The 26,121-nt window shown below is 62.2% G+C and carries 31 protein-coding genes; 20 read left to right on the top strand and 11 right to left on the bottom strand.

The window, feature by feature from the left end:
* The first annotated feature begins 7 nt into the window (after positions 1 to 7).
* The 10 genes from NJH59_RS09255 (at position 8) to NJH59_RS09300 (ending at position 11,965) form a co-directional block, all read left to right on the top strand.
* Positions 8 to 289, top strand: coding sequence for a peptidylprolyl isomerase (locus NJH59_RS09255; RefSeq protein ID WP_043860171.1), 282 nt, complete (start codon positions 8 to 10; stop codon positions 287 to 289).
* Between the two features lie 69 nt (positions 290 to 358).
* Complete coding sequence (locus NJH59_RS09260) at positions 359 to 2,200, top strand: extracellular solute-binding protein (RefSeq protein ID WP_253086710.1); 1,842 nt, start codon at positions 359 to 361, stop codon at positions 2,198 to 2,200.
* Complete coding sequence (yejB, locus tag NJH59_RS09265) at positions 2,197 to 3,255, top strand: microcin C ABC transporter permease YejB (protein WP_043860172.1); 1,059 nt, start codon at positions 2,197 to 2,199, stop codon at positions 3,253 to 3,255. The genes NJH59_RS09260 and yejB overlap by 4 nt, the downstream gene beginning before the upstream one ends.
* Positions 3,255 to 4,277, top strand: coding sequence for an ABC transporter permease (locus NJH59_RS09270; RefSeq protein ID WP_088514939.1), 1,023 nt, complete (start codon positions 3,255 to 3,257; stop codon positions 4,275 to 4,277). The genes yejB and NJH59_RS09270 overlap by 1 nt, the downstream gene beginning before the upstream one ends.
* A gap of 28 nt (positions 4,278 to 4,305) precedes the next feature.
* A complete protein-coding gene (locus NJH59_RS09275) occupies positions 4,306 to 5,700 on the top strand; it encodes a sigma 54-interacting transcriptional regulator (protein WP_058540164.1) in 1,395 nt (464 codons plus the stop codon).
* A 576-nt stretch (positions 5,701 to 6,276) separates the two neighbouring features.
* Positions 6,277 to 7,668, top strand: a complete 1,392-nt coding sequence (locus NJH59_RS09280) for a GntP family permease (RefSeq protein ID WP_123752667.1) — start codon at positions 6,277 to 6,279, stop codon at positions 7,666 to 7,668.
* Positions 7,669 to 7,678: 10 nt separating this feature from the next.
* Positions 7,679 to 8,449, top strand: coding sequence for a 3-hydroxybutyrate dehydrogenase (gene hbdH / locus NJH59_RS09285; RefSeq protein ID WP_043861492.1), 771 nt, complete (start codon positions 7,679 to 7,681; stop codon positions 8,447 to 8,449).
* A 68-nt stretch (positions 8,450 to 8,517) separates the two neighbouring features.
* Positions 8,518 to 8,997: a serine protease inhibitor ecotin gene (eco, locus tag NJH59_RS09290; RefSeq protein WP_253086694.1), complete on the top strand. Its 480-nt coding sequence runs from the start codon at positions 8,518 to 8,520 to the stop codon at positions 8,995 to 8,997.
* Between the two features lie 91 nt (positions 8,998 to 9,088).
* Positions 9,089 to 9,364, top strand: coding sequence for a peptidylprolyl isomerase (locus NJH59_RS09295; RefSeq protein ID WP_038611202.1), 276 nt, complete (start codon positions 9,089 to 9,091; stop codon positions 9,362 to 9,364).
* 150 nt (positions 9,365 to 9,514) lie between these two features.
* Complete coding sequence (locus NJH59_RS09300) at positions 9,515 to 11,965, top strand: autotransporter outer membrane beta-barrel domain-containing protein (RefSeq protein ID WP_253086695.1); 2,451 nt, start codon at positions 9,515 to 9,517, stop codon at positions 11,963 to 11,965.
* 3 nt (positions 11,966 to 11,968) lie between these two features.
* On the opposite strand, the gene NJH59_RS09305 is transcribed toward NJH59_RS09300, so the two are convergent.
* A complete protein-coding gene (locus NJH59_RS09305; RefSeq protein WP_043861489.1) occupies positions 11,969 to 12,595 on the bottom strand; it encodes a LysE family translocator in 627 nt (208 codons plus the stop codon).
* A gap of 101 nt (positions 12,596 to 12,696) precedes the next feature.
* On the opposite strand from NJH59_RS09305, the gene NJH59_RS09310 reads away from it, so the two are divergent.
* The gene (locus NJH59_RS09310) at positions 12,697 to 13,029 is read left to right on the top strand and encodes a hypothetical protein (RefSeq protein WP_253086696.1); all 333 of its coding nucleotides are present in this window, start codon (positions 12,697 to 12,699) and stop codon (positions 13,027 to 13,029) included.
* Here NJH59_RS09310 and NJH59_RS09315 read toward each other — a convergent pair.
* A complete protein-coding gene (locus NJH59_RS09315) occupies positions 13,022 to 13,711 on the bottom strand; it encodes a metallophosphoesterase (RefSeq protein WP_253086697.1) in 690 nt (229 codons plus the stop codon). The genes NJH59_RS09310 and NJH59_RS09315 overlap by 8 nt on opposite strands.
* An 84-nt stretch (positions 13,712 to 13,795) precedes the next feature.
* Here NJH59_RS09315 and NJH59_RS09320 point away from each other — a divergent pair, with 84 nt between their 5' ends.
* The 4 genes from NJH59_RS09320 to NJH59_RS09335 all read left to right on the top strand — a co-directional run bounded on the left by NJH59_RS09320 (position 13,796) and on the right by NJH59_RS09335 (position 15,097).
* The gene (locus tag NJH59_RS09320) at positions 13,796 to 14,023 is read left to right on the top strand and encodes a hypothetical protein (protein WP_043861486.1); all 228 of its coding nucleotides are present in this window, start codon (positions 13,796 to 13,798) and stop codon (positions 14,021 to 14,023) included.
* A 62-nt stretch (positions 14,024 to 14,085) separates the two neighbouring features.
* Positions 14,086 to 14,310: a hypothetical protein gene (locus NJH59_RS09325; RefSeq protein ID WP_043861485.1), complete on the top strand. Its 225-nt coding sequence runs from the start codon at positions 14,086 to 14,088 to the stop codon at positions 14,308 to 14,310.
* Positions 14,311 to 14,429: 119 nt separating this feature from the next.
* Positions 14,430 to 14,642, top strand: coding sequence for a hypothetical protein (locus tag NJH59_RS09330; RefSeq protein WP_043861484.1), 213 nt, complete (start codon positions 14,430 to 14,432; stop codon positions 14,640 to 14,642).
* 203 nt (positions 14,643 to 14,845) lie between these two features.
* Entirely contained in the window at positions 14,846 to 15,097 is a 252-nt protein-coding gene (locus tag NJH59_RS09335; protein ID WP_043861483.1) for a hypothetical protein, read from the top strand.
* A 54-nt stretch (positions 15,098 to 15,151) separates the two neighbouring features.
* Here NJH59_RS09335 and NJH59_RS09340 read toward each other — a convergent pair whose 3' ends face one another.
* The 4 genes from NJH59_RS09340 to NJH59_RS09355 all read right to left on the bottom strand — a co-directional run bounded on the left by NJH59_RS09340 (position 15,152) and on the right by NJH59_RS09355 (position 17,041).
* Positions 15,152 to 15,334, bottom strand: coding sequence for a DUF6021 family protein (locus NJH59_RS09340; RefSeq protein ID WP_078480403.1), 183 nt, complete (start codon positions 15,332 to 15,334; stop codon positions 15,152 to 15,154).
* 84 nt (positions 15,335 to 15,418) lie between these two features.
* Positions 15,419 to 15,598: a hypothetical protein gene (locus NJH59_RS09345; RefSeq protein ID WP_080922870.1), complete on the bottom strand. Its 180-nt coding sequence runs from the start codon at positions 15,596 to 15,598 to the stop codon at positions 15,419 to 15,421.
* Positions 15,599 to 15,702: 104 nt separating this feature from the next.
* Positions 15,703 to 15,876: a hypothetical protein gene (locus NJH59_RS09350; RefSeq protein WP_253086698.1), complete on the bottom strand. Its 174-nt coding sequence runs from the start codon at positions 15,874 to 15,876 to the stop codon at positions 15,703 to 15,705.
* A 121-nt stretch (positions 15,877 to 15,997) separates the two neighbouring features.
* Positions 15,998 to 17,041, bottom strand: coding sequence for an ABC transporter substrate-binding protein (locus tag NJH59_RS09355; protein WP_253086699.1), 1,044 nt, complete (start codon positions 17,039 to 17,041; stop codon positions 15,998 to 16,000).
* A gap of 192 nt (positions 17,042 to 17,233) precedes the next feature.
* On the opposite strand from NJH59_RS09355, the gene NJH59_RS09360 reads away from it, so the two are divergent.
* Together NJH59_RS09360 and NJH59_RS09365 are read left to right on the top strand one after the other, a co-directional pair.
* Complete coding sequence (locus NJH59_RS09360; RefSeq protein WP_253086700.1) at positions 17,234 to 19,186, top strand: FAD-dependent oxidoreductase; 1,953 nt, start codon at positions 17,234 to 17,236, stop codon at positions 19,184 to 19,186.
* Between the two features lie 45 nt (positions 19,187 to 19,231).
* On the top strand, positions 19,232 to 19,834 hold the full coding sequence (locus NJH59_RS09365) for a cupin domain-containing protein (protein WP_043861479.1): 603 nt from the start codon (positions 19,232 to 19,234) through the stop codon (positions 19,832 to 19,834).
* A gap of 47 nt (positions 19,835 to 19,881) precedes the next feature.
* Here NJH59_RS09365 and NJH59_RS09370 read toward each other — a convergent pair whose 3' ends face one another.
* The 3 genes from NJH59_RS09370 to NJH59_RS09380 all read right to left on the bottom strand — a co-directional run bounded on the left by NJH59_RS09370 (position 19,882) and on the right by NJH59_RS09380 (position 20,888).
* Positions 19,882 to 20,055 carry a hypothetical protein gene (locus NJH59_RS09370; RefSeq protein WP_167400191.1) on the bottom strand — a complete coding sequence of 58 codons (174 nt, stop codon included), beginning with the start codon at positions 20,053 to 20,055 and terminating at the stop codon, positions 19,882 to 19,884.
* Positions 20,056 to 20,095: 40 nt separating this feature from the next.
* On the bottom strand, positions 20,096 to 20,290 hold the full coding sequence (locus NJH59_RS09375) for a hypothetical protein (protein ID WP_054914550.1): 195 nt from the start codon (positions 20,288 to 20,290) through the stop codon (positions 20,096 to 20,098).
* 82 nt (positions 20,291 to 20,372) lie between these two features.
* Positions 20,373 to 20,888, bottom strand: a complete 516-nt coding sequence (locus NJH59_RS09380) for a DUF4142 domain-containing protein (RefSeq protein ID WP_043861503.1) — start codon at positions 20,886 to 20,888, stop codon at positions 20,373 to 20,375.
* 196 nt (positions 20,889 to 21,084) lie between these two features.
* Between NJH59_RS09380 and NJH59_RS25495 the strand changes: the two genes are divergently transcribed.
* Positions 21,085 to 21,219: a hypothetical protein gene (locus NJH59_RS25495; RefSeq protein ID WP_255001044.1), complete on the top strand. Its 135-nt coding sequence runs from the start codon at positions 21,085 to 21,087 to the stop codon at positions 21,217 to 21,219.
* Between the two features lie 263 nt (positions 21,220 to 21,482).
* Here NJH59_RS25495 and NJH59_RS09385 read toward each other — a convergent pair whose 3' ends face one another.
* Positions 21,483 to 22,541, bottom strand: coding sequence for a linear amide C-N hydrolase (locus NJH59_RS09385; protein ID WP_253086701.1), 1,059 nt, complete (start codon positions 22,539 to 22,541; stop codon positions 21,483 to 21,485).
* A 365-nt stretch (positions 22,542 to 22,906) separates the two neighbouring features.
* Between NJH59_RS09385 and NJH59_RS09390 the strand changes: the two genes are divergently transcribed.
* Complete coding sequence (locus tag NJH59_RS09390) at positions 22,907 to 23,350, top strand: hypothetical protein (protein ID WP_253086702.1); 444 nt, start codon at positions 22,907 to 22,909, stop codon at positions 23,348 to 23,350.
* 741 nt (positions 23,351 to 24,091) lie between these two features.
* Positions 24,092 to 25,567, top strand: coding sequence for a hypothetical protein (locus NJH59_RS09395; RefSeq protein ID WP_253086703.1), 1,476 nt, complete (start codon positions 24,092 to 24,094; stop codon positions 25,565 to 25,567).
* Between the two features lie 161 nt (positions 25,568 to 25,728).
* On the opposite strand, the gene NJH59_RS09400 is transcribed toward NJH59_RS09395, so the two are convergent.
* Positions 25,729 to 25,923, bottom strand: a complete 195-nt coding sequence (locus NJH59_RS09400; RefSeq protein WP_253086704.1) for a hypothetical protein — start codon at positions 25,921 to 25,923, stop codon at positions 25,729 to 25,731.
* Positions 25,924 to 26,121 lie beyond the last annotated feature (198 nt).

Here is a 26,121-nt window from a genome sequence, read left to right on the forward strand (position 1 = left end):
ATTCTCCATGGCAAAAGCCACCGCCCGTCACATCCTTGTCGCCAGCGAAGACAAGTGCAACGAACTCAAGGCACAGATCGAAGCCGGCGCCGACTTCGCCGAAATCGCCAAGGCCAACTCCACCTGCCCCTCCAGCCGCCAGGGCGGTGACCTGGGCTCGTTCGGCCCCGGCCAGATGGTCAAGGAGTTCGACACCGTGGTGTTCAGCGCACCGGTGAACACTGTTCAAGGCCCGGTGAAGACCCAGTTCGGCTATCACCTGCTGGAAGTGACCAGCCGCCAGGACTGATCGGCCTTGGCCGCATCTGCCGGCCGTGTCGAGGGTCGGCCCGCTCCTGTGAGAGCGGGCTTGACCCGCATTGTGCTGTTCGCCCTTGCCCCGCTGCTGTTTCTGCTGCCTCCCTGGCAAACCCTGATCGCCGCCCCCAGCCACGCCCTCACCGTCTATGGTGAAGCCCCCCGCTACCGCGCCTCGTTCAGCCATTTCGACTACGTCAACCCGCAAGCCCCGAAAGGTGGAAGCCTGCGTCGCTCGGCGCTGGAAATCGGCGGCTTCGACCATGTGCTGCCCTACATCGACAAGGGCACCGGGGTCAGCGAGGTGGACGGCTGGCTGTATGCACCGCTGGCCATTCGGTCACTGGACGAGCCCTATACCGTGTACGGCCTGATCGCGCAAAAGCTCGAGCGCAGTGCCGATGGGCTGTGGCTGCGCTTCTACATCGATCCGCGTGCGCGTTTTGCCGATGGCCGGCCAGTGCGTGCCGAGGATGTGCGCTTCACCTACCAACTGCTGCTGCGTGAAGGCAATCTCAAGTACCGCACGCAGTTTGCCGACGTGGCTGCTGTGGTGGTCGAGACGCCCCTGCAGGTACGCTTCGACTTCAAGAACAATCAGAACCGTACCCTGGCCCTGGACCTGGCGTCGCTGCCGGTATTGCCCGAGCACGCGCTCGACCAGGATGCATTCACCAACGGCGGCGGCTTCCAGGCGCTGGTGGGTAGCGGCCCGTACCGCATCGCACGGGTCGACAACGGGCGCAGCATCACCTTCGAGCGCAACCGCGACTGGTGGGCACGGGACCTGCCGGTCAATCGTGGGCGCTACAACTTCGACCAGCTGAAGATCGAGTATTTCGGCGACACCGACGTGGCGCGCCAGGTGCTGCGCGGTGGCGGTTACGATTACAACCGCGAGTTCTCCGCCACCGGGTATTCGACCGGCTACAACGGCCCGGCCCTGGACGACGGGCGCCTGCAACGTGCGCACCTGGCCCGAGGGGCGCCGCAGAACGCCCAGGGCTATGTGTTCAACCTGCAGCGCCCGATGTTCCAGGACCGGCGCGTGCGCCAGGCGCTGGGCCTGCTGTGGGATTTCGAATGGAGCAACCGGCAGATGATGCGCAACCTGTACATCCGCCAGCAGAGCTTTTTCGCCAACAGTGCGCTGGCCGCCCGCGCCCTGCCCGACCGCGCAGAGCTCGCCCTGCTCGAACCCCTGCGTGCCCAGGTGCCGGCCGAGGTATTCGACCGGGTGTTCGAGGCGCCGCGCACCGACGGCTCGGGGCTGATCCGTGACAAGCAGCTGCAAGCCCTCGCTCTGCTGCAGCAGGCCGGCTGGCGCCCGCAGGGCGATCAGCTGGTCAATGCCCGGGGCGAGCCGCTGAGCTTTACCTTCCTCAATGGCCAGTCGGGCCTGGAGCGCCTGCTGCTGCCGTGGAAACGCAACCTGGCGCAGATCGGCATCACCCTGGACATACGCCGCATCGACGCGGCCCAGTACGTCAACCGGCTGATGGCCCGTGACTACGACATGATCGTCACTGGCTACCCGGTGTCGCCCTCGCCGGGGCTGGAGCTTTACAGCTACTTCGGCTCGGCGGCGGCTACCGACCCTGGCTCGAACAACTACATGGCCCTGCAGGACCCGGCGGTGGACAGCCTGATCGACGGCCTGGTCAAGGCCGCGAGCCCGGCCGACATGCTGCGCCATGCCCATGCGCTGGACCGGGTGCTGCAATGGAACTACTACTGGATCCCCAATTACTACCCACCCGGCGCCTCCACGGTGTGGTGGAACCGCTTCGGCATCCCCAAGGTGCAAGCCAGCAATGACCCGGCGCTGGACACCTGGTGGGAGGTCAGCCCCACCCCGCTGACCACGGCGCAGATGGCCGAGCGCCTGGAGGCTGCGCCATGACCGCGTACATCCTGCGCCGGCTGCTGCTGATACTGCCCACCCTGCTGATCATTCTGCTGGTGAACTTCGTGATCATCCAGGCGGCACCGGGCGGCCCGGTAGAACAGGCCGTGGCGCGCCTGCAGGGTATCGGCGGCGGTGCGCCGGGGGCCGGCAGCGACACGCTGCACAGCGACTCGCGGGCCAGCCGCGGGCTGGACCCCAAACTGCTGGAGACCATCAGACGCCAGTACGGCTTCGACAAGCCGGCCCACGAGCGGCTGTGGCTGATGCTCACTCGCTACGCCCAGCTGGATTTCGGCAGCAGCTTCTTTCGCGGTGCCAAGGTCACCGACCTGATCCTGGACAAGTTGCCGGTCACCCTCTCACTGGGCCTATGGGCCACCCTGATCACCTACCTGGTGTCGATCCCGCTGGGCATCCGCAAGGCCATCCGCCACGGCAGCGCTTTCGATGCCTGGAGCAGTGCGCTGATCGTGATCGGCTATGCGCTGCCAGCGTTTCTGTTCGCACTGTTGCTGATCGTGCTGTTTGCCGGTGGCACCTCGCTCAACTGGTTTCCGGTGCGCGGGCTGGTGTCGGAGAACTTTGCCGAGCTGAGCCTGGCCGGCAAGCTGGCCGACTATTTCTGGCACCTGGTGCTGCCGGTGGGCTCGCTGGTGATCGGCGGTTTCGCCACCCTCACCCTGCTGACCAAGAACGCCTTCCTCAACGAGATCACCCGCCAGTACGTGGTCACCGCGCGGGCCAAGGGCCTGAGCGAGCGTCGGGTGCTGTACGGGCATGTGTTTCGCAACGCGATGCTGCTGGTGGTGGCGGGCATTCCCCAGGCGCTGATCACGGTGTTCTTCGCAGGCTCGCTGCTGATCGAAGTGATCTTCTCGCTCGACGGCCTGGGCCGCATGAGCTACGAGGCGGCGGTGTCGCGGGATTACCCGGTGGTGTTCGGTTCGCTGTTCATCTTCACCCTGTTCGGCCTGTTGATCCGCCTGCTGGGCGACCTGTGCTACACCCTGGTCGACCCGCGTATCGACTTTGCCACGAGGCAGCACTGATGCGGCGCCTGTCGCCGTTGTCCAGGCGCCGGCTGGCGAATTTTCGGCGCAATCGCCGCGGCTGGTTCTCGCTGTGGGCGTTCGGGCTGCTGTTGCTGCTCAGCCTGGGGGCGGAGCTGGTGGCCAACGACAAGCCGCTGCTGCTGGGCTACCAGGGCAGCCTGTACTTCCCCGTCTTCAAGCGTTACACCGAACAGCAGTTCGGCGGCCAGTTGCCGTTCCAGCCCGACTACCGCAGCCAGTACGTGCGCCAGCTGATCGAGGGCCAGGGTGGCTGGATGCTGTTTGCCCCGATCCCCTTCAGCGCCGACACCCCCAACTACGACCTGCAGGTACCCACCCCCAGCCCACCCACCGCCACCAACTGGCTGGGCACCGACGACCAGGCGCGCGACGTGCTGGCGCGGGTGCTGTACGGCACCCGTGTGTCGATACTGTTCGCCCTGCTGCTGACCGCCATCAGCACCGTGATCGGCGTGGCCGCCGGCGCCCTGCAGGGCTACCACGGCGGCTGGGTGGACCTGATCGGCCAGCGCCTGCTGGAAGTGTGGTCGGGGCTGCCGGTGCTGTACCTGCTGATCATTCTCAGTGGTTTTGTGGAACCCGGCTTCTGGTGGCTGCTGGGAATCATGGCGCTGTTTTCATGGCTGGCACTGGTGGACGTGGTGCGCGCGGAGTTCCTGCGCGGGCGCAACCTGGAATACGTGCAGGCCGCCAGGGCGCTGGGCCTGCCCGACCGGCTGGTGATCGTGCGGCACATTCTGCCCAATGCGATGAACGCCACGCTCACCTACCTTCCGTTCATTCTCACCGGGGCCATCTCGACCCTCACTGCACTGGATTTTCTCGGTTTCGGCATGCCCGCCGGCAGCGCCTCCCTGGGCGAGCTGGTGAACCAGGGCAAACAGAACCTGCAGGCGCCATGGCTGGGGTTTACCGCATTCTTCGCCCTGGCGTTGATCCTTTCGCTGCTGGTGTTCATCGGCGACGCATTGCGCGAGGCGTTCGATCCACGGGCATAATCGCAGCCTCATTACGGCGGAGCGGCCCATGCAAGACAGTGACAGCCTCAAGGACTACCAGCGCGTGCGCCAACTGGCGATCCGCTCGCTGTTCGAGATCATCGAGCAATCCAGCGAGGGCACGATCATCGTCGATCGCGATGCACGAATCGTGTGGATGAACCAGCGCTACGCACGGCGCTTTGGCCTGGAGGACGCCAGTGCTGCGATTGGTCAGCCGTGTGAAAGCGTGATCCCCGGCAGCCAGATGCGCGACGTGATCACCCAGGGCCGGCCGATTCTGCTGGACATGCTCGACACGCCCAAGGAGCCGCTGGTGGTGATGCGCCTGCCGATCCACGATGCCGAGGGCGCGGTGATGGGCGCCATCGGCTTTGCGCTGTTCGATGAGTTGCACAGCCTTTCGCCGCTGCTCAAGCGCTATGCCAGCATGCAGCAGGAACTGGCCTCGACCCGCTCGCTGCTGCGTGCGCGCCAGGCCAAGTACAGCTTTGCGCAGTTCATCGGTACCAGCGCCGCAAGCCTTGAGGTCAAACGCCGCGCGCGGCGTGGGGCCAGCAGCGATTCGCCGGTGCTGCTACTGGGTGAGACCGGCACGGGCAAGGAGTTGCTCGCCCATGCCATCCACGCCGCCTCGCCCCGCGCCCACAAGCCGTTTGTCAGCATCAACAGCGCCGCTATCCCGCACGATCTGCTGGAGGCCGAATTCTTCGGCACCGCGCCGGGTGCGTTCACCGGCGCCGACCGCAAGGGCCGGCCGGGCAAGCTGCAGGTGGCCGAAGGCGGCACGCTGTTTCTCGATGAGATCGGCGACATGCCGCTGGCGCTGCAGAGCAAACTGCTGCGCGTGCTGCAGGAAAAGGAATACGAGCCGGTGGGTTCCAACCAGATGCTGCAGAGCGATGTGCGGGTGATTGCTGCCACTTCGCGCGACCTTTCGGCAGCGATGGCCCGCGGGGAGTTTCGCGCCGACCTGTATTACCGCCTGAACGTGCTGCCGATCGAGGTGCCGCCATTGCGTGCCCGGCTCGATGACCTGCCGGCGTTGAGCGAGGCGATTCTGGAGGAGCTGGGCAGCCGCCATGAGCTGCAGGCACCGGCACAGGCGCTGCTGGCCCGACATGCCTGGCCGGGCAACATTCGCGAGCTGCGCAACGTGTTGGAGCGGGCCACGCTGATGGCTGACCAGCAGCAACTGACTGCCGCCCAGGTGCAATCGGCATTGGGCCCGTTGACGCCCCTTACAGTCGACACCGACCCCATAACCGACTACAGGCAGGCGTGCGAAGCATTCGAGCGCCAGTTGCTGGAAAACGCCCTCGCCCGCTGCGCCGGGAATGTGCCGCAGGCCGCGCGTGAGTTGGGGTTGGGGCGTTCGACGCTGTACAAGAAGCTGGCGGCTCTGGGGATCAAGTCTCAATAGAGAGACTGGCATCTCAACCTGGAGACGGCCTTGCTGATGAATCGGCACAACGCGGTCATAGACCTGTTTGCGCGGTGTATCAGGCAGATCGCATGTGCAGGTTTACTGGCGCTGCGCACCAGATCGCGGGGCAAGGCCCGCTCCTACGGCCTAGCGACCAGAGACGTAGGAGCCGGCCTTGCCGGCGAAAGGGCGCGAAGCGGTCGTAGACCCTGACTGCGCGATGTATCAGGCAGACCGCATGTACAGGTTTTACTGGCGCTGCGCACCAGATCGCGGGCAAGGCCCGCTCCTACGGCCTGGCGGCCAGAGGCGTAGGAGCCGGCCTTGCCGGCGAACGAGCGCGAAGCGGTCGTAGAACCAGAGTGCACGGGGTGTCATGCAGACCCCGTGTGCAGATCCCCATGCGCTGCAAGCGCACGCACGCCACCGCCAGTCTCAAACCAGAGACAATCATTCGATAAATTCCACTGGAATTAATATTTATCCTTACAAATCAATAGTTTATTAACATGGCACGGTCTTCGCTAAGGGCTGCATCCCAACAAAAACAAGATGCACCCAAGGAGACACTCGATGAGTGTGATCATTGCCCTGGCAGCCCTGGCGCTGCTGATGCTGGCGGCCTACCGTGGCTACAGCGTGATTCTTTTTGCCCCCATCGCCGCCCTCGGCGCGATGCTGCTTACCGACCCTTCCGCCGTCGCGCCCGCCTTCACCGGGGTGTTCATGGAAAAGATGGTCGGGTTCATCAAGCTCTATTTCCCGGTATTCCTGCTCGGCGCCGTGTTCGGCAAGCTGATCGAGCTCTCGGGTTTCTCGCGCTCGATCGTGGCTGCCGCCATTCGCCTGCTAGGCACACGCCAGGCCATGCTGGTGATCGTACTGGTGTGCGCGCTGCTCACCTATGGCGGCGTGTCGCTGTTCGTGGTGGTGTTCGCGGTGTACCCGTTCGCCGCCGAGATGTTTCGCCAGAGCGATATCCCCAAACGTCTGATACCAGCCACCATTGCCCTGGGTGCGTTCTCGTTCACCATGGACGCCCTGCCGGGCACCCCGCAGATCCAGAACATCATCCCCAGCACCTTCTTCAACACCACCGCCTGGGCCGCGCCTTGGCTTGGCGTGATCGGTACGCTGTTCGTGTTCTGCACCGGGATGCTGTACCTGCAGCGCCAGCGCAACAAGGCGCAGCGCGCCGGTGAAGGCTACGGCAGCGACTTGCGCAACGAGCCCGAAACCGCCGCCGACCTGACCCTGCCGCACCCGCTGCTGGCGTTGTCGCCACTGCTGCTGGTGGGGGTGATGAACCTGCTGTTCACCCACTGGATCCCGGCGTGGTACGGCAAGACCCACAGCCTGAGCCTGCCCGGCATGAGCGCCCCGGTACAGACCGAAATCGCCAAGCTGACGGCCATCTGGGCAGTCGAGGCCGCCCTGCTGCTGGGCATCCTGCTGGTGCTGGTCAGCGCCTTCGGCGCCATCCGCACGCGCCTGGCAGAGGGCAGCAAGAGCGCGGTCAATGGTGCCCTGCTGGCGGCGATGAACACGGCGTCGGAATACGGTTTCGGCGCGGTGATCGCGTCGCTGCCAGGCTTTCTGGTATTGGCCGATGCGCTGCGCAACATTCCCAACCCGCTGGTCAACGAAGCCATCACCGTGACCCTGCTGGCCGGCATCACCGGCTCGGCATCCGGCGGCATGAGCATTGCGCTGGCGGCCATGGCCGACAGTTTCATCAGTGCGGCGCACGCGGCGAACATTCCGCTGGAGGTGCTGCACCGAGTGGCCGCGATGGCCAGCGGCGGCATGGACACCCTGCCGCACAACGGCGCGGTGATCACCCTGCTGGCGGTGACCGGTCTGACCCACCGCGAAGCCTACAAGGACATCTTCGGCATCACCCTGATCAAGACGCTGGCAGTCTTCGTGGTGATCGCTACCTTCTACGCTACAGGCATTGTCTAAGGAGACTTCCATGAGCCTTGCAGGAAAAGTCGCACTGGTTACCGGTTCCACCAGTGGCATCGGCCTGGGTATCGCCCAGGCATTGGCCGGCGCTGGCGCCGATGTGATTCTCAACGGCTTCGGCGACGCCAGTGCAGCGCTTGCCGAGGTGGGCCGGCATGGCACCCGGGTGGGGCACCACGCGGCAGACCTTGGCAGCGTGGAGCAACTGAACGACCTGTTTGCCTATGCCGAACGCGAGTTCGGCGGGGTCGATATCCTGGTCAACAATGCCGGCATCCAGCATGTCGCCCCGGTGGAGGCGTTCCCGGTGGAACGCTGGGACGCGATCATTGCGCTCAACCTTTCGGCGGTGTTTCACAGCACCCGCCTGGCACTGCCCGGCATGCGCCAGCGCAACTGGGGGCGGGTGATCAACATCGCCTCGGTGCACGGGCAGGTCGGCTCGGTAGGCAAGGCCGCCTATGTGGCGGCCAAGCACGGGGTGGTCGGGCTGACCAAGGTGGTGGGCCTGGAGACCGCCACCAGCAACGTGACCTGCAACGCCATCTGCCCCGGCTGGGTGCTCACCCCGCTGGTACAGAAGCAGATCGACGATCGCATCGCCAGCGGGGTCGACCCGCAGCAGGCCCAGCAGGACCTGCTGGCCGAAAAGCAGCCCTCGCACGCCTTCGTCACACCGCAACACCTGGGCGAGCTGGTATTGTTTCTGTGTAGCGAAGCCGGCAGCCAGGTACGCGGCGCCGCCTGGAACATCGATGGCGGCTGGCTGGCCCAGTAGCCATCGGCCTGGGGCGCAGGTACCGCTGGCCGGCTACGACTGTCATTTTCAAACCGCAAGGAGCTTTTATGCGACCGCTTTCCCTGACCGCCCTGTTCATGCTGCCCCTGGCTTTCAGCGCCCCTGTTCTCGCAGCCAGCCTCAAGGATGTGGCCCCTTATCCCGAAGCCGAAAACGGCTTTGTGCGCCAGGTGATCCACCTGCCCGAGCAGAAAGACGAGTCGGCATTCAAGGTCGAGGTACTGGCCGGCAAGACCCTCAAGGTGGACTGCAACCTGCAGCGCCTGGGTGGCAACCTCGAAGAAAAGACCCTCGAAGGCTGGGGCTATAGCTACTACCGGCTGGACAAGGTGATGGGCCCTGTCTCTACCCTGATGGGCTGCCCCGACAACAAGAAGACCGACGCCTTCGTGCCGGTGGTCGGCAATGGTTTCCTGCTGCGCTACAACAGCAAGTTGCCGGTGGTGGTCTACACCCCCAAGGACGTGGAAGTGCGCTATCGCATCTGGTCGGCTTCCAGCGACGTGAAACGCGCCACGGTGGAGTAACCCGCCAAGGCGTGGGTTCGGGGCACGGCGCGCCAAGCCGCCCTGCCCCGAATCAGGCATAATCGCCGGTTTTACCCGTAACAGAGGCAACATGAAAGCACAGGCCCGTCACATCCTGGTCAAGACCGCCGAAGAGGCCGAACAGCTCAAGCAGCGCATCGCCAAGGGCGAAGCCTTCGATGTGCTGGCGAAAAAGTACTCCACCTGCCCGTCGGGCAAACGCGGCGGCGACCTGGGCGAAGTACGCCCGGGACAGATGGTGGGCGCCATCGACCAGGTGATTTTCAAGAAGCCGTTGCGGGTGGTACACGGCCCGATCAAGAGCAAATTCGGCTACCACCTGGTGCAGGTGTTCTACCGCGATTGAGCCCTCTGCCCTGATCGACAGGCGTGCCATCGGTCAGGCGTTTTTGCGCCAATGTGCACATTTCCGATGACCACCTATCATTTCTGCCAGTTGCGACCGCCGTCGCAGCCCTGTATCGCTTGGGCCGATCGCTAGCCCAAGGAGGACGAAATGAGCCCGCCCAGCCGCGTTGCCCTGGCGTGCCTGCCGTTGCTGGGCCCGTGGGCCCTGACAAGTCAGGCGGACTGCACCTTCGCCCCTACCGGCGGCAACGATCGTTATGTCTGCGACAGCGGCATTGGCACCTCCCTTGTCGACCCTGGCGGTGACAACACGCTGATACTGCCGGCCAGGGGCAGCGGCACCCTCGCCGGCAGCGTGACCTTCGGCCCCGGCGCCGACCGCGTCGAAATGGCGTCGGGTATCATCACCGGCGTGCTCGATCAGGGCGCGGGCATCGACACCTTCATCATGACCGGCGGGCAGTTGCAGGCCTTGCAGCAGGGCAACGGCCGCGACCTGTTCCAGATGAGCGGCGGACGCATCATCGGCGCCTTCGAAGATGGCGATGTGGCCTACATGAGCGGCGGGCGCATCGGGCGCGTCGACATGAAGCTGGACCGCAACCTGTTCGACATGTCCGGCGGCATCATCGACGCCAACCTGGTCACAGGCTTTGACCGCGACACGGTCATCGTCAGTGGCGGACGCATCGGCGGCAACATCAGCGTCAGCGGCGGCGACGACAGTGTGACCATCAGCGGTGGCGAGGTGGTGGGCAATGTACTGCTCAGCTTCGGCGACGACAGCTTCACCTGGCGCGACGACGGCATCGTGCGCGGTGCGGTGCTGATGGGCGACGGCAGCGACCAGGCGCTGCTGGCCAACCTCGACGAAAGCCGCGTGGGGCTGGTGCGCCAGGTGGACGGCGGCCTGGGCAGCGACAGCCTGGTACTGGACCATACCCGCAGCAGCCTGGGCGCGCGCTATACCGGTTGGGAGCGCATGGCCCTGACCAACGCCTCGGTCTTCAACCTGGATGACCACCTGGTTCTTGGAGACCAGGGCACGGGTACCGGCACCTTGCTGATCGATGCCACCAGCCAGCTGGTGGCGCGCACCGGCCAGGTGACGGCGTTTGCCGGCGGCACATCGGTGAGCGTGAACAACGCCGGGCTCATCGACCTCAGCAGCGGCGCCAATGCACTGGGCCGCCTGACCCTCGACGGCAACTACGCAGGCAGCAACGGCGTGCTCAAGGTCGACAGCGTGCTCGAAGGCGACGGCGCCGCCTCCGACCGGCTGGTGGTCAACCAGGGCTCGCTGGCCGGCAGCACTGCCCTGCAGGTCAACAACCTGGGCGGCAGCGGCGCGCTGACAGCGGCCGACGGCATCCAGGTGGTCGAGGCCGGCCCTGGCACCACCAGCACCAGCACGGCGTTCAGCCTTGGCCAGCCCTTGTCGGCCGGGGCCTACCAGTACTACCTGTTCAAGGGCGGGGTCAGCGCTGGCAGCGAGAACAGCTGGTACCTGCGCTCGAGCGTGGTCGCGCCCCCGGTATCGGCGCCGCCCCTGCCCGGCCAGCCACCGCCACCGGTGGTGCCGGCGCCCGTGGCCGCACCGGGTACCCCGCCACTGCCCACCCCGGTCGCCGGGCAGGCCATCGTGCTGTACCGCGCCGAAGTGCCGGTGTACGCGGTGGCCAGCCGCGCCGCGGCCATCATCAGCCTGTCGACCCTGGGCACCTTCCACCAGCGCCAGGGCGAGCAACGCCTGCTCGACGAACAAGGCCCGGTGGCCGCCGGGTGGGCCCGCACCTTTGGCGAGCACCTGCGCCAGCAGTGGTCCGGCACGGTGTCGCCAAGCCTGGACGGCAACCTGAGCGGTTTCGAGGTGGGCCATGACCTGTATGCGACGCACACCGACGACGGTTATCGCCAGCACGCCGGGGTGTATGTCAGCCATAGCCGGCTCGATGGCGATGTCAAAGGCTTCGCGCTGGGTTTCGAGGACAATGCAGTGGGCGATGTTCGCCTCGATGGCGACAGTGTCGGCGCCTACTGGACGCTGATCGGCCCCGGGCAGTGGTACGTGGACACGGTGCTGCAGTACACCGATCTGGACGGCCGCGCCCGTTCCGATCGCGGCGTGAAGCTCGATCTGGATGGGCATGCCCTGGCGGCCTCCGTGGAGGCCGGCTATCCGCTGGCATTGAGCGCGCGCTGGGTGGTCGAGCCCCAGGGGCAGGTGATCGCCCGCAAGGTCGACTTCGATACACGCAGCGATGGCATTTCAACGGTCACCCAGGACAGCCAGACCAACTGGACCGGGCGCGTTGGCGCACGAATCAAGGGCACCTATCTGGCCGGCAGCGTGCCGCTGGAGCCCTACCTGCGCAGCAATGTATGGCGCAGCAGTGGCGGGCGCGACACCCTGCGGTTCGACGGGGGCGAGCCGATCAGGACTGATCAGGCCGCCACCTGGATGGACGTGGGCGCCGGCCTGAGCGCCCGGCTGAGCCCCGCCGTGGCGATGTACGGCGCAGTGACCTACAGCGCCAACCTTGACAGCCGCCAGCAGGAATCGATTGGCGGCACCCTGGGGCTGCGCATCCGCTGGTAGAGCTCAGGCCCGGCGTGCGGCGAGCAGGCCGAACCCCGCCAGGCCCAGCAACGATGCGCTGACCCGGTTGAACAGCCGACGCGGTGCAGGCTGGTTGAACCAGCGCTGCATGTACGCCCCCAGCCAGCCGTAGATGGCGATGGCCAGCCACTCCAGTACCAGGAACATCGCCCCCAGCACGGCGAACTGCTCGGCCACCGGCGTGGCGCTTGTCACACTGACGAACTGGGGCAGGAACGCGGTGAAGATCAGGATGGCCTTGGGGTTGCCCGCCGCCACCAGGAACTCCTGGCGCGCCAGGCGCAGGGTGCCCACGCCGCGTGCACCGACCTGCGCGGCCTCGCCGACCGGTGCGCGCCACAACTGCCAGGCGATGTAGAACAGGTAGCCGGCGCCCAGCACCTTGACCAGCAGGAACAGGTATTCACTGGTATGCAGCACCACCGCCAGGCCCATGGCGGCCAGTACGATCATGCCGGCAAACGCCAGCAGGCGGCCGGCGCCAGCCAGGCAGGCCGTGCGCAGGCCGTAGCGGCTGGCGTTGTTCAGCGACAGCAGGTTGTTGGGGCCAGGGGCCATGTTCAGGGCGAAACAGGCCGGGATGAATAACGCGAGGGTGGTCAGGTCCATGAGGGGCTCCGGTGGCTGGGGCAACGAGTTTCAAATGCCCTGCCGGCCAGCGTCAAGTCATGTATGATCGCGCGCTTCTCGAAATCTGCCAGGAGGCGACCATGCGCCAGAACAGCGTGGGCAGCGGCCATATGATGGTCTTGCTGATGGCTGGCTTCCTGTTGATTGTGGGTGCCCTGGCGATGGCCCTGCTGAACCTGCAAGACCTGCAGGCGGGCAGCGTGACCAATATGGTCAGCAACCGTATCCGGCCAGTCCACCACGTGACCCATACGCTGCGTGACAACCCCGACGCGTTTCATGCCGCGATCCTGTTCAAGATGGTGTTCAGTGGCCTGATGCTGCTGGTTGGCGTCGCGTTGGCATGGGTATCGATACGCCAGCTCAGGCGAACCCCCACCAAGCCCAACGGTGACCCGTGGTGGTTCATCTAGGCGTCTGCAGTAACTCAAGGCTGGCAAGATCAAGCAGGCTGAAGTGTCCGCTTGCCCAGCCGCCGGTATCGAGGTGCCAGACATTGCCCAGCACCTTTACCTCGCGCAGCGTGGTGTGCCCGACGATCAGCGCACGCAAGCCCTGAACCTCGCCAGTGTCGCCCTGCTGCAAGCGTCGTCGCGACCATTGGCACACCTCCTGAACATCGGCTGAAGGTTCGCCTGCCAGGTGCTCGCACAGTGTCTGCCAATGCGCGAACGGGCAGTCGGCGTGCAGCAGGCCGACCAGGCCTTCAGGGGTTTGCAGCTCCAGCGCCAGGGGCATCTGTTCGAAGGCGGCCACAAAGCGGGCCTGGGCCTGCGCATCCAGGTCAAGAAACCAGCCGCCACCACTGGCGCGGTACATCGCCTGGTCCAGCCAGTGGCCCCGCACGTGGGCAATGGCCAACGCTTCATGATTGCCTTGCACCGCGTGAAACCAGGGTTGATCGAGCCATGCCAGCGCCTGTTCGCTGTCGGGCCCACGGTCGACCAGGTCGCCCACGCTGAAAAGCCGATCGATGGCCGGATCGAACCCGACGGCATCCAGTGCCTGCTGCAGGCGCTGGAAGTGCCCATGGATATCGCCCACCGCGATATCGCGACCACGACGGTTGGCCCGTACCTGCACCCTGGCGCTCATGCTGTGCCTCCCCTCTTCTGTTGCCGATGGTGTCGCCTGCTAGAATGCACCCATTTGAACGCAATCAGCCCATCCGAGGTATCCATGGGTATCAAGAAGTCCTCCGCAGAACTCAAACGTGACCTGAAGCTGGTCGCCACCGACCTGGAGCGTACCGCCGGTGAAATCAGCAAGCTGGCCGAGCGCATCAAGGACGTCGACGTGGTGGCGGTGCTGCACCTGATGAACCGCCTGTACCGGGACTCGGACAAGCTCAAGGCCTATGCCGACGAGGTCAAGGACGGGCGCATCGTGCGCGGCAAACCCGATTGAGGCTGGGGGGGCCAACTGCCGGCGCACTGCTACATTTAATTCGCCGAAGGGAGGAATGCGCCATGTCCGACAAAGAGATCACCACCCTGCTGACCCTGATCAACCACCGTCAGGACCGCCTGGCCGTGGCCTGCAAGGAGATCGCCGACTGGATCGACCGCCAGGGCGATGTACCGGTGGCGGGCAAGATCCGCGACACCCTCAAGGCCGTCGAAGCCGACGAGGTGCTGGTGAAGAAGACCCTGACCTCCCTCACCCTGGACCGACCGCTGCCGCGTTTTCGCTAGCCGCTGACAGGCAGGCGCATCGCCCGTTCCGATGGAATTGTTGTCGCAATATCAATATGATAGCGGCCTGTCGCACGCCGTTCGTGCGACAGTGGACAATGACTCGGGAAGGATTACTCGTGAAAGATTTTGTTATCAGCGTCAACAACGTGGTGCTGTACGTGGCACTGGCCGTCATCTGGATTTCCGGCCTGTTCATGTTCAGCCAGAGCTTCCTGGCTGGCCTGGGCACATTGATTGTCGGTACGCTGACCTGGTGTATCGTTTCCGGCTTCTGGTTCGTCCAGTCGGCCACCTACGAAGAACTGCGCAAGCTCAACAACAAGCCCTGACGCCCCGGCGTAGCGCTTGACCCACTGCCCCGCGGCGTTGCCCGGGGCAGTTCTGTTTCAGGGCCCTGCTGCCCGCCCCCACCCCGCAACCTGCTGTAACGCAACCGGTCGCCCCCTCGCGACATCCGGTGGAATCCCTGCCGCCCTGGCCTGTCGGAAGCTGTGCAACGCCCTTCATACCCATGAACACTGCGAGGCAGGCAATGACCAATCAAACACTGCAAAACGAAGTACTCACCCGGCTGTACCACGCCCACCCGAACGGGTTGGGCAAGGAAGTGCTGGACAACTTCGAAGGCGAAAAGGCGGTGGCCGAGACGCTCAAGCAACTGCAGGACAAGGGGTTGATCCAGGACGGTGCGGTCACCGTTGGGGCCGACGATGAACCGTCAGTGCGTTACCCGATCAAGCTCAGTGCGGCGGGTGTGACCGCGGCCAAGGCAGCCGGCGGCTGATTGCACGGCTGATTGCAAAAAAGGCCCGGCATTGCGCCGGGCCCTTGTTTGCGGCTACTCGCCAAGAAGCGGTGGCTTGCGTGGTTCTGGCCCGCCCTTGGGCGCCTTGGCCGGGCCTACCGGATCCACCTGCGGGTCATCCAGGTCTGGCGAATCGGGATCAAAGTCCAGCGTGTCCCGTTCAGAGGCGTGCTCGGATGAATGCGGTCCTTCTGGTTTGTGCTGATTACCGGTCATCAATACCTCCACGTCGTCGAATGGGGCCAGGCATCCGGGTGTCTGCCAGCGATCCCCCCAGCCCCCTGGCAGACGCCCCTGCGCTCAATCATTGGGCAGCGGCATGTCTTCGTCATCGGGCACGCCATCACCGCTGGCCGGGTCTTTCCAGTCCTCGGGACGATCTGGCGTGAACACCGGTGGGCGTGCCAGCGGATCGACGTCTTCGGGAGCCGTCGTCGGTTGGGTGGGGTCTTGGGCTTGGGCAGTCACTTGGTCAGTCATGGAACACCTCGCCAGCAAAGGCCCGGAACATCCGGGCCCTGTCAGTTGGAGGTCAGGCCGGGGCCAGGGTGCAGCACACGCGACGAATGGTGAAGCCGGCAGGGCTATGGGTCTTCGGGCTGGTCATCGTCATCGTCGAGCAGACCCCAGGCATCATCGTCCTCGTCATCCTCATCCATACCGCCCGCCTCTGGCTCGGGGGCAATGTATTGATCGTGAAATTCGTAGTCGAGCAGGTGGTCGTGCTCGGGTTCGTGGATATCGTCGTCATCGTGCATGGAACGGGCTCGCCGGCGGTTCTGGTAAGCGCGTATTTAACCAGACTTTGAAGGGGCGCCGCGCGCCCCTTCACAGCTGAGCCCGCTCCTGCAGAACGGTGCAGGAGACGGGCTGCAACGGCTACTTGGTAGCCCAGGCGTTGAACCGCTCCTCCAGTTCGTCACCATGATCGACCCAGAACTCGACGTTCATCGACAGCGCCCCTTGAAGGTTCTGCGGCGAGGTCGGCACCCAGCTGGCCAGCGACGGGTCCAGCTTTGCCGCGGCCTGGGTGTTGGTCGGGCCGTAGGGAATCTGCTGTACATAGCGCACCTGCGCTGCCGGGTCGTTGGTGTAGGCGATCAGCCGCTTGGCCTGGTCGACATGTTTGGAGCCCTTGATGATGGCCCAGTAGTCCATGCCGTACAGGCTGCCGGGCCATACCACCGCCAACGGCGCACCGGCCTGCGCGGCACTGGCGATGCGCCCGCTGTAGGTGGAGGTCATCACCACGTCACCCGCCGTCAGCCACTGCGCCGGCTGGGCGCCTGCCTCCCACCACTGGATGTTGGGCTTGAGCTCGCTCAGCTTGGCAAAGGCGCGGTCCACGCCCTCGGGGGTGGCCAGTACCTTGTAGACGTCCTCGACCTTGACGCCGTCGGCCAGCAGTGCGAACTCCAGGTTGTACACCGCACGCTTCCTCAGGCCGCGCTTGCCCGGGTATTTGTTCACGTCCCAGAAGTCGGCCCAGGAGGTGGGCGCCTGGGCCAGTTTGTCGCGGTCATAGGCGATCGCCACGCTCCACACCAGCGCCGCCGAGCCGCACGCCAGGGCAGCGTCCGGGATCAGCTCGTCGGCATGCCCCAGCTGCTTCCAGTCGAGGGGTTCGTACATGCCTTCGTCGCACCCGCGCATCAAGTCAGGCCCTTCGATCTGCACCACATCCCAGTCCACATTGCCAGTGTCGACCATCACCTTGATGCGGGCCGTTTCACCGTTGTACTCGCTCTGGATCAGCTTGCTCTTGTCCTGGGCACTGAACGGCTGGAAGAACGCCACGTCCTGGGCCTTCTGCCCGGCACCGCCATAACCCACCACGACCATCTGCGGAGCTGCCTGGGCACTGCCCAGGCCCAGGGCAAGCAGCACTGCATACAGGCCTGGTTTACGCGGGAACGCTTTCATCGATGGATCCTCCTGCGGGTACCACTCGGCCTGGCGCCGGCGTGGTCCACTTTCTTGTTTTTGTGAGGTAAGCCCCTGCACTGGGGTGACTCGACGCTAATCAAACCCAAGTAAAAAAACAAGTTGATTTTTTACTGTCGGTACACTTTCATAGAAAAATAATAACAACACCCCCGCTGGAGCCTGACCACCATGTCGACCGCCTTCGCGCACCTGTTCACCCCGTTGCAGATCCGTGGCAAGCGCCTCAAGAACCGCATCATGTCCAGCGGCCACGACACCTCGATGCCCACCGACAACCTGGTCAACGAACAGCTGATTGCCTATCACCAGGCCCGGGCCGAAGGTGGTGTGGGGCTGATCGTGCTGCAGGTGGCCGGGGTACACGACAGCGCCCGCTACACCTCCCACGTGCTGATGGCCACCGATGACGCCTGCATCGAGGGGTATCGCCGGCTGGCCGAGACCTGCCATGCCCACGGCACCGTGGTGCTGTCGCAGATCTTTCACCCGGGGCGCGAGATCATGGAGTCCAGCGACGGCTTGCTGGCGGTGGCCTACTCGGCCTCGGCGGTGCCCAACGAACGGTTCCGGGTGATGCCGCGCGAGCTTGACCAAGGCATGATCGACGAGATCGTGGCCGGCTATGCCGCGGCGGCGCGGCGCCTGCATCAGGCGGGCGTGGACGGCGTGGAGGTGGTGGCCAGCCACGGGTACCTGCCCGCCCAGTTCATCAACCCACGGGTCAACCGGCGTAGCGACGGCTACAACGGCGACCTTGAACATCGTTTGCGCTTTGTGCGCGAGGTCATCGCCGCGGTGCGTGCCAGCACCGACGAACACTTCATTATCGGCCTGCGCATCAGCGCCGATGAACGCGACGCCGAGGGCCTGAGCGAAGATGAATCGCTCGGCGCGGTGAAGGCCCTGCAAGGGCAACTGGACTATGTGCATATTGTGGCCGGCACCTCGGCGTCCCTGGGCGGCGCGGTGCATATCGTGCCGCCGATGGCCATCGAGGCCGCCTATCTGGCCCGCGAGGCGGGCACCTTCAAGGCCAGCCTGGACATTCCGCTGTTCGTTACCGGGCGCATCAACCAGCCCCAGGAGGCCGAGCTGATACTTGCCCGCGGCCAGGCCGACGTGTGTGGCATGACCCGCGCGCTGATCTGCGACCCGCAGATGCCGAACAAGACCGACAGCGGCCGGGCCGAAGACGTGCGTGCCTGCATCGCCTGCAACCAGGCCTGTATCGGGCACTTCCACAAGGGCCTGCCGATTTCGTGCATCCAGCATCCGGAGACCGGGCGCGAGCGGCAGTTCGGCCAACTGCAGCCTGCCACACTGCGCAAGAAGGTGATGGTGGTGGGCGGCGGCCCGGCCGGCATGAAGGCTGCCGCGGTAGCGGCGGCCCGTGGTCATCAGGTCACCCTGTATGAGGCGGCCGCCCAACTGGGTGGCCAGGTGCTGCTGGCGCAACTGCTGCCACGGCGCAGCGAATTCGGCGGTGCCAGCACCAACTTGCAACGCGAGATGCAGTTGGCCGGCGTGGAGGTGGTGCGCAATACCCGGGTCGACCGCGCGCTGGTCGAGCGCGAGCAGCCGGATGCCGTGATCGTTGCCACCGGTGCCGCGCCCTACTGGCCGGCTTTCGAGCGCGGCGGCGAGTTGCAGGTGGTCGACGCCTGGCAGGTGCTGCGCGAGCAGGTACAGGTCGGTCGCTCGGTGATGGTGATGGACTGGCGCTGCGACTGGATCGGGCCGGGCATCGCCGAACGCCTGACCCGCGCCGGGCATCAGGTGCAACTGGCGGTCAACGGTACCCACTGTGGCGAGAGCCTGCCGCTGTATGTGCGTGACCAGATGGCCGGCGAGCTGCACAAGCTGGGCATCCCGATCACGCCCTATGCGCGGCTGTATGGCTGCGACGACAGCAGCGTCTACCTGCAGCACACCGCCAGCGGCGAGGCGATGATCTTCGAAGGCATCGACACCCTGGTGCTGTGCCACGGCCATCACCCGGTCGACACCCTGGCCGGCGAGATCCAGGACCTGGCCCCAGTACACCGCATTGGCGATTGCCTGGCGGCGCGTACCGCCGAGGAAGCCATCTATGAGGGTCTTAAAGTCGCCGCGAGCCTGTGAGGCTGTTTATACTCCGGGCCTTTGCAGGGCTGATCGGATAACGCCATGAGCAACAACAGCAAGCTGCCGCCCACCGCCGAGGACGGCAGCGCCGCGCCGCACTTTCTGGGCACGCGCATTCGCGGGCTTCGCAAGCGTCGCGGCATGACCCTGACCGAGCTTGCGCAACAGAGCGAGCTGACCGCCGGCTATATCAGCCAGCTGGAACGCAACCTGTCGTACCCCTCGATACCGGCACTGTTCAATATCGCCCGCAGCCTGGGCGTGACCATCCAGTGGTTCTTCGCCAGCGAGGCGGTCACCGCCCCCGAGGACAGCGGCTACGTGGTGCGCCGGCAGAGCCGACTGAGCGTGCATTACGAAGACGGCATCGTCGACCAGTTGCTCACCCCGCAACCCAACCGCGAACTGGAGATGCTCCACTCGCGTTTTCCGCCAGGCACCTACAGCCAGCAGAGCTACAGCCATGAGGGCGAAGAAGCCGGGTACGTGCTGTCCGGCCGCTTCGAGCTGTGGGTGGGGGATCGCCATTTCGAACTCGGCGAAGGCGACAGCTTCAGCTTCTCCAGCCAGGAGCCGCACAAGTACGGCAACCCGGGTGAAGTGGATGCGGTGGTGATCTGGGTGATCACCCCGCCCACCTTCTGAGCCCTGCGCCCCAAGCCTCGGCTGACTGGGGCGCACGTTCGCTCAAGCTAGTTGTTGGGGGGTTGCCGAGGCGCCGGCTCCGCAGGGGGCGTGTCGGGCTTTTGCATCTGCAGGGAAGACTTGCTGCGATCGGTATCCTTGTCGACATGCTCGGGCTCGTTGAAGCACCCTTGCAGCATCGACAGGCTGGCGACCAGCAACGCCAACGCGGTCAGTTTCATGACGCTAACCTCCAGGCACTGCCGGCATTGGCAACGCCGCTCAGTGGAAGATAAAGGCATTGGCTTCCTTCACCAGCTCGCGCCACTCGCGACTGCTGATGATGCCCGCCACCTCGAGTGCATCGGCGGCCATCAACGCCTTGTCGTAACGCTGCTCGGCGTCCAGTGACGCATGCTCGTGGACCAACGCCTGTCGCCAGTTCTGCAACGCCTGCCTTTTGTCCGTGTCGTTCATCGTCACCTCTCCTCTACGACTGGAACGGTGCGTACTGCATTGCCAATGGCCAGCGCCTGCGCACTGGCCAGCGGGCATTGGCTCAGGGTTGGGCTGCATCACCGCCGTGTGCGCTGGCAAGTGCCCTGGCCTTGGTCAGATGCTCTTTCAGCGTGGGCAGGGTTTTCTCGGCGAACGCCTTGAGCTCGGCATCGGTGCCGTCCTTCACATAGTTCTCGAACAGCTCGATGGTGGCCTCGTGCGCCTTGACCTGGTTGTTGGCATAGGCCTGGTCGAACGACTTGGCGCTACGCAGCTCCAGAATCATCGCCTTGGCCTTGTCCATCAGCATGGCATCATCCGAGACTTCCAGCTTTTTGCTGGCAGCGATGGCCTTGAGCTTCTCGTTGGCTGCGGTGTGGTCCTTGACCATCATGTCGGCAAAGGCCTTCACGTCGCTGGCGCTGCCCTTCTCCTGGGCCAGCTTGCCGGCTTCCACTTCGGCAATGCCTTTGGCCGAGGCGTCTTCCACGAAATCGTCGGCGTCCTGGGCCGCGTGTACCGCGCCTGCCAGGGTAAACGCCAGCGCAAAAGCGCTGCTTCGCAACAGGGTATTCATCATGAAATCCTCGTTCTGTTTTTCGGGAACTGCGTTTGAGGTACCGCTGTTCATGTGAGCGCGTGGCGGCGTGGGTGGTTCATCTTTTTTGCCTGGCCTGTTTGCGGTCGTCGATACACGGGCAAAAAAATTGAATTAGCCCGACACCCGCCCGGTCCAGACCTATGAACGCAGTAAATCTGACGAGGTAACAGCAATGACTATCGAAGCAGAGACACTCGTACAACTGACCGACGCCCTGCGCAAACGCGGCCTGACCCGCGTCTCGGACATCACCTTCATGCGCGCGCCCTACCGGCACAATCACCGCTGGACCTGCACGGTGAAATAGCAATCATTCAGACCAATCCCGTAAGTTTCACAAGCCTTTCACATTCGAAGGCTTATGGTTGACCCAGCTCCTAGTAGAAACCTTTAAGCCCGCTCCCCCCCATCGCGGGCTTTTCTTTGTCTGGGATTTGGGTTGTCACAGATAGGCTGATGACCGAGCCGCCTTTTGTTCAACGCACACAAAAGCGCTCGACCTCATGATTGCCGAGGCGAGCGCTGTTGCGTCCTGAGTGTAAATGTCAGGGATCAAGTCGCTGGTGCAATTCAAATCCCCTCGAATTTGAACGGTGTTGACTCTTCGAAGCGGGCGGACACTTCGCCGGCATACACGTTTGCCTGGTTCGGGCCCAGGTCCAGCTTTTTCACCTTGCCGGTTTTCTGGCTGAGGTCCAGCTTTTTCAGGTCAACCCAGAACGTATTGGGCGTGACTGCGGACTCGAAAAAATACTGCTTGTGTTTATGGTCCGCCACAGTCCGCCAGCGCGTGGATGAGATATTGGGCTGATCTGGCGTTGTAATGCCGTACGGCACCGAGACGTTGCGAATCACACTGAATACACTGGCCAGTGACAGCCGCGCATCCTCATGCTTGGGCACGGCATTTACGTAGAAGGACGCACGCGCAAAGCGATCAGGCGAGCGGTTGGTGCCAGGCAACATCTGTGTTCCGTCAATGCCTTGCCAATAAGCATACATTTCCAACTGCTCGTCGAACTTCGGCGAGTTCGTCATCACTTGATATTTTCTGTCGTGGTGAATGACTTGCTTGCCATCGATATACTCAACAATTGCGCTATCGCCCGACGCATCGGACATTGAAAGGTGCAGCGTTGCCAGGCGGGTTTCGTTCGGAACCTTGGATGTCACCACATGAAACGGTTCGGCCTTGAGCGCCTCGACCGCTTCAGCCACGGTCTTGAAGTTATCCAATACGTACTGAGCCCATGCCGAGATACTGAGCCCTGGCTTGCCCTGTTCGAGTGCTGGATATTCTGATTCCACCAGCCACAGCAGGTTTGCAGACAACCCGGCTTCGTTGATGCCGTCGGTGGTGGAAATATCGTAGCCGGACGCAATGACACTGCCGTACTTCGACGTCCAGGTAACCGAATTGGGGCCTGCCTCACCGTGGCGCTTCATGCCCTGGGGGAACACCCACAGGTTGGTTTCCACATCCTTCGCCCAGTCCATTGAGCGTGCCGTTATGATCTGTTGGTTATCTCCAAGAAAAACCAGCCGCGTGCAGGCGTGCACCACGGGTATCGATGAACAGAAACCGACCAGGGCCAGTGCAATTCCTTTTGCTGCGGGTGAAAGTTTCATTCCTTTGATTTCCTTGACCAAACTGATTATCAACACGCGCGAGCCCAGGCCTTCAAGCGAACGTGCAAGCACCTGGCTCGGTAATGACAAATAGTGTTTGATCGTCAATGACGACAAACATCAGCCAATAAAGCACGGACATATCAGAAATCAAGATTTGAGGGGACAAACAGCGTTCGCTTACAAGTACCGCAGCCTTGGCTTACCCCACTTGGGTCGATTCGGTGTTTTTCCATTTTGTGGTTGCACGGGCTAGCGCAGCGATTGCACATGTTTTCGCCAGCGTCGACACTGCTGCCCGGGGCCGCACGCCAAAGATGGACGCCGACGCTTGGCTCGCAACCGGATTGAAAGGAATCAAGAGCATGAATGATCGAAAGCCAGTCACCCTGGCTCAGCTTGAAGCTGAAACCGAAAAGTTCTTTGGCATGCACTGGAACACCGACGTGCTCGGCATTCAACCGCCTGCCTGGCATGCCTGGCGGGAGTTCAAGGGGTCTGTACCGAACTATCAGCTGGGAGGCTGTTATGCGCTGTTTGCCGGGGACGATCTTGAGTACATCGGCCTGGGCGCCAGCCGAGGGGGTGGATTGTATTGTGATCATGGGATATCACGCCGACTGAGCTCACATGTGTACCGCCTGGACAAGGAGCGCGGCCCGGGCTGGTTGAGGCTGCGCCCACGTTGGGAGTCCATAACCTCGATACACACCATAGGCTTCGAGGCGCGGCACAGCCACTTGGCTTCAGCGCTTGAGGCCTATCTGATTCGTGCATTTGAAGGTCGATCGCGCAATGCTCGTCGCTAATGGTTCATGCGAACGCCAGAGCAAGTGGTTCGAGACATGGCCTCCACCTGCACGGATGGATCGGCTCCTCCTTGGATTTGGGGCGCTGCACAAGCTGTCGACTGTCATTGGCTGGCACCTACACTCACCTCTTCATACTCCGCAGGATAAGCGTTTGATCTCCACCGCTAACATCACCATGCGCTAAGGCATGGGGGTTGGCGGGGGTTGTAGCGTAGTGTTTGCTGGGCCAAATCCCCCGCGGTCTCCTTCAGAAACGCACCTCTTGGACCGAAAACTGGTCCGTGAGGCTTGCGCATCCCTAATGCCGGTTCGGCATACCAGCAATGCTACCCCTATGACCACATCGCTTATGCAGGATCCCGTGCATGGCTCGTCACTGACATGACCGATGATGGATTGGGGCTACTTTACCGGCAGCCTTTAATCCACGGCGCCTTCAACTCAGACCCATTCCATATGTACCAATTTTGTACCATCCAATTCCCCGACTGAGCCAACGTTGGCCCAAATCCCCCCATCCGCCCGTTCCCCATAAAATATCATTTTGCCACTATCCCTCGCTATACTAGTGCCTGCGCAATGGATTGCTTTACGTAGTTGCTCAGAGGCTCTGACGCACCATGCAGCTACCGTACTCAGCGCAAGCTCGGGAAATAACGCCCCTAGTGCCTTCTCAAAACTGACAAAATTTAAAGCCTAAGTTAACGCTTGGAAATATGGAAAAGGACGGACACCGAATTGACTAGATGGGTTCAACAGTTTAAATCCAGCACTTTCATGCGTGTATGGCCAGACCTCCTGACGCTCATAAACAATCTCGATGTTGATGACAAAACGGTCACCACCACAGTAGAAGAGCTCGCACGCTTAAATAAAGTCGCAATCTTTATTGACGAGATCATAAAAACCATTGACGCCGAACTAACCCCTAAATCAGTGTTAGACAACTGCGCCAACCAAAGCCATGCGTGCTTCAACCAAGTAAGCGCTTACTTAACCTCAAGGGCCGCCAGCAATTTAGTACAAGCCAACGAGCACGCAGACAACTTACTCACCTATATTCGACCGTACATGGTACTTCCCCGAGAAGCACTTCCGGCGTATGGCGCCGCCACAGCGGCTTACTCAAACAAACTCAAACAACACACCGACAACTACAACCTGCACATAACAAATATTACAAACGAGCTAAATGAAACTATTGAGAAATCCAGGCAACAGCAGGAGTATCTCAAAAATATTGAATTAAAAGTCAAAGAATTTGACAAATATCTGTATGAAGGTGACTCAGAATTCTCAGCCGCCGAAGAATATATTCGATCCGCGATCAAAGAGATAACTGAACATCACAAAGCAATAAGCGACTTAAAAACATCCCTACTCGACGGCCCAGAATCAACCCTAGCGAACATCAAAAAAAACCAACAAGAAGTTCAAAAAATCAACAGCGAACTAAGCGAACTTTTAGATTCAAACACCCAACAAAATAATGACTTAACCAAGTTCCACAACAAAATATTCGGAATAAAAAAAGGGGATGACGACGAGATAGCTGAAGGTGGCCTTGAGCAGGAGCTTGAACAAAGATTCCATCAACTGAACAACTTTGAATTCGAGCAAAAAAATCGCCATCAAACACTATACTCTTCGATTGAGGCCCTATTACCAGGCGCCACTAGCGCAGGACTGGCCTCTGCCTATAAATCTTTGAAAGATTATTTCAGCACACCAATCCGGCGGTATACCGTCGCTTTTTATTCGTCCATGACAGCACTGCTTATTGGCGGTATTTTCCTTGTAACCGACTCACTATCTCTGTCGCCGCCAAGCATTACCTTCATAAAAGTCGGTGACTGGCAAGAAATACTCCGAACTCTCCTCATGCGGTCGCCTATCGTACTGCCTGTAGTCTGGCTTGCGATATTTTCAGCTACCCGGAGAAGTCAGTATGAGCGCCTCCAGCAAGAATATGCGCATAAAGAAGCATTTGCAGCCTCATATGAGAGTTACAAAAAGCAGCTAAGCGATCTCCAGGTCAGTGGCGACGAGCTACAAAAAGAACTTATCGCCAAAGCCATTGATGCAATAGCCTTTAACGCATCATCTACCCTAGATGGCAAGCACGTAGAGAAGCCACCAATTTTCCTAGCTTTAGAAAAGTTGAGCATAGGCGATGTCAAGAAACTAATCGACCTAATAAAAAAGAAAGAGTAATCGCTTGCCTCCGGGCAAGATTTTTAGTTATAAAAATCTCAACACATAAGTAACGAAAAAAAGCGCCCAAGTCCCATAAACAGGGATTGGGCGCTTTTTTGTGCCTGCTGGCTAGGCGTCTAAGGGGCATAAAATGGCGCCCGACTTGCCCCATACAATTTTTAATGATGGCGCTCTGAAGGATGTCTGAGGGCCAGCAGGTTGAAGTCATCTATCGCCTGAAAAACCCTCAGCAATGACGCGATAACGCTCCACTTTCTCGGGCGAACTGCTACCTGAGCTGATGGTGTCGCCTCGACAGCCTCCAGCATTAGCCGATCGTCGGGCATGATCATGTTCGTCACATCCTTTTTCATCATCTAGCCTCTATTATCACCTATAGTCAGTGTGTTTCGACTATCAAAGATATGGATTGGAAATCCGCCCGACATGCTCGGCAGGCCACTATAGTCCATTAAAAACGGTTATCTGAATCGCCCCTGGTTTCGTAGACACCTCCAAGCCTCATAATGAGGCCCAAATAGGAGGTGCCATGAGTCGTCAGCGTTACCCCG

Origin of the sequence: Pseudomonas sp. VE 267-6A (assembly GCF_024126555.1) — a bacterium.
GTDB lineage: Bacteria > Pseudomonadota > Gammaproteobacteria > Pseudomonadales > Pseudomonadaceae > Aquipseudomonas > Aquipseudomonas palmensis.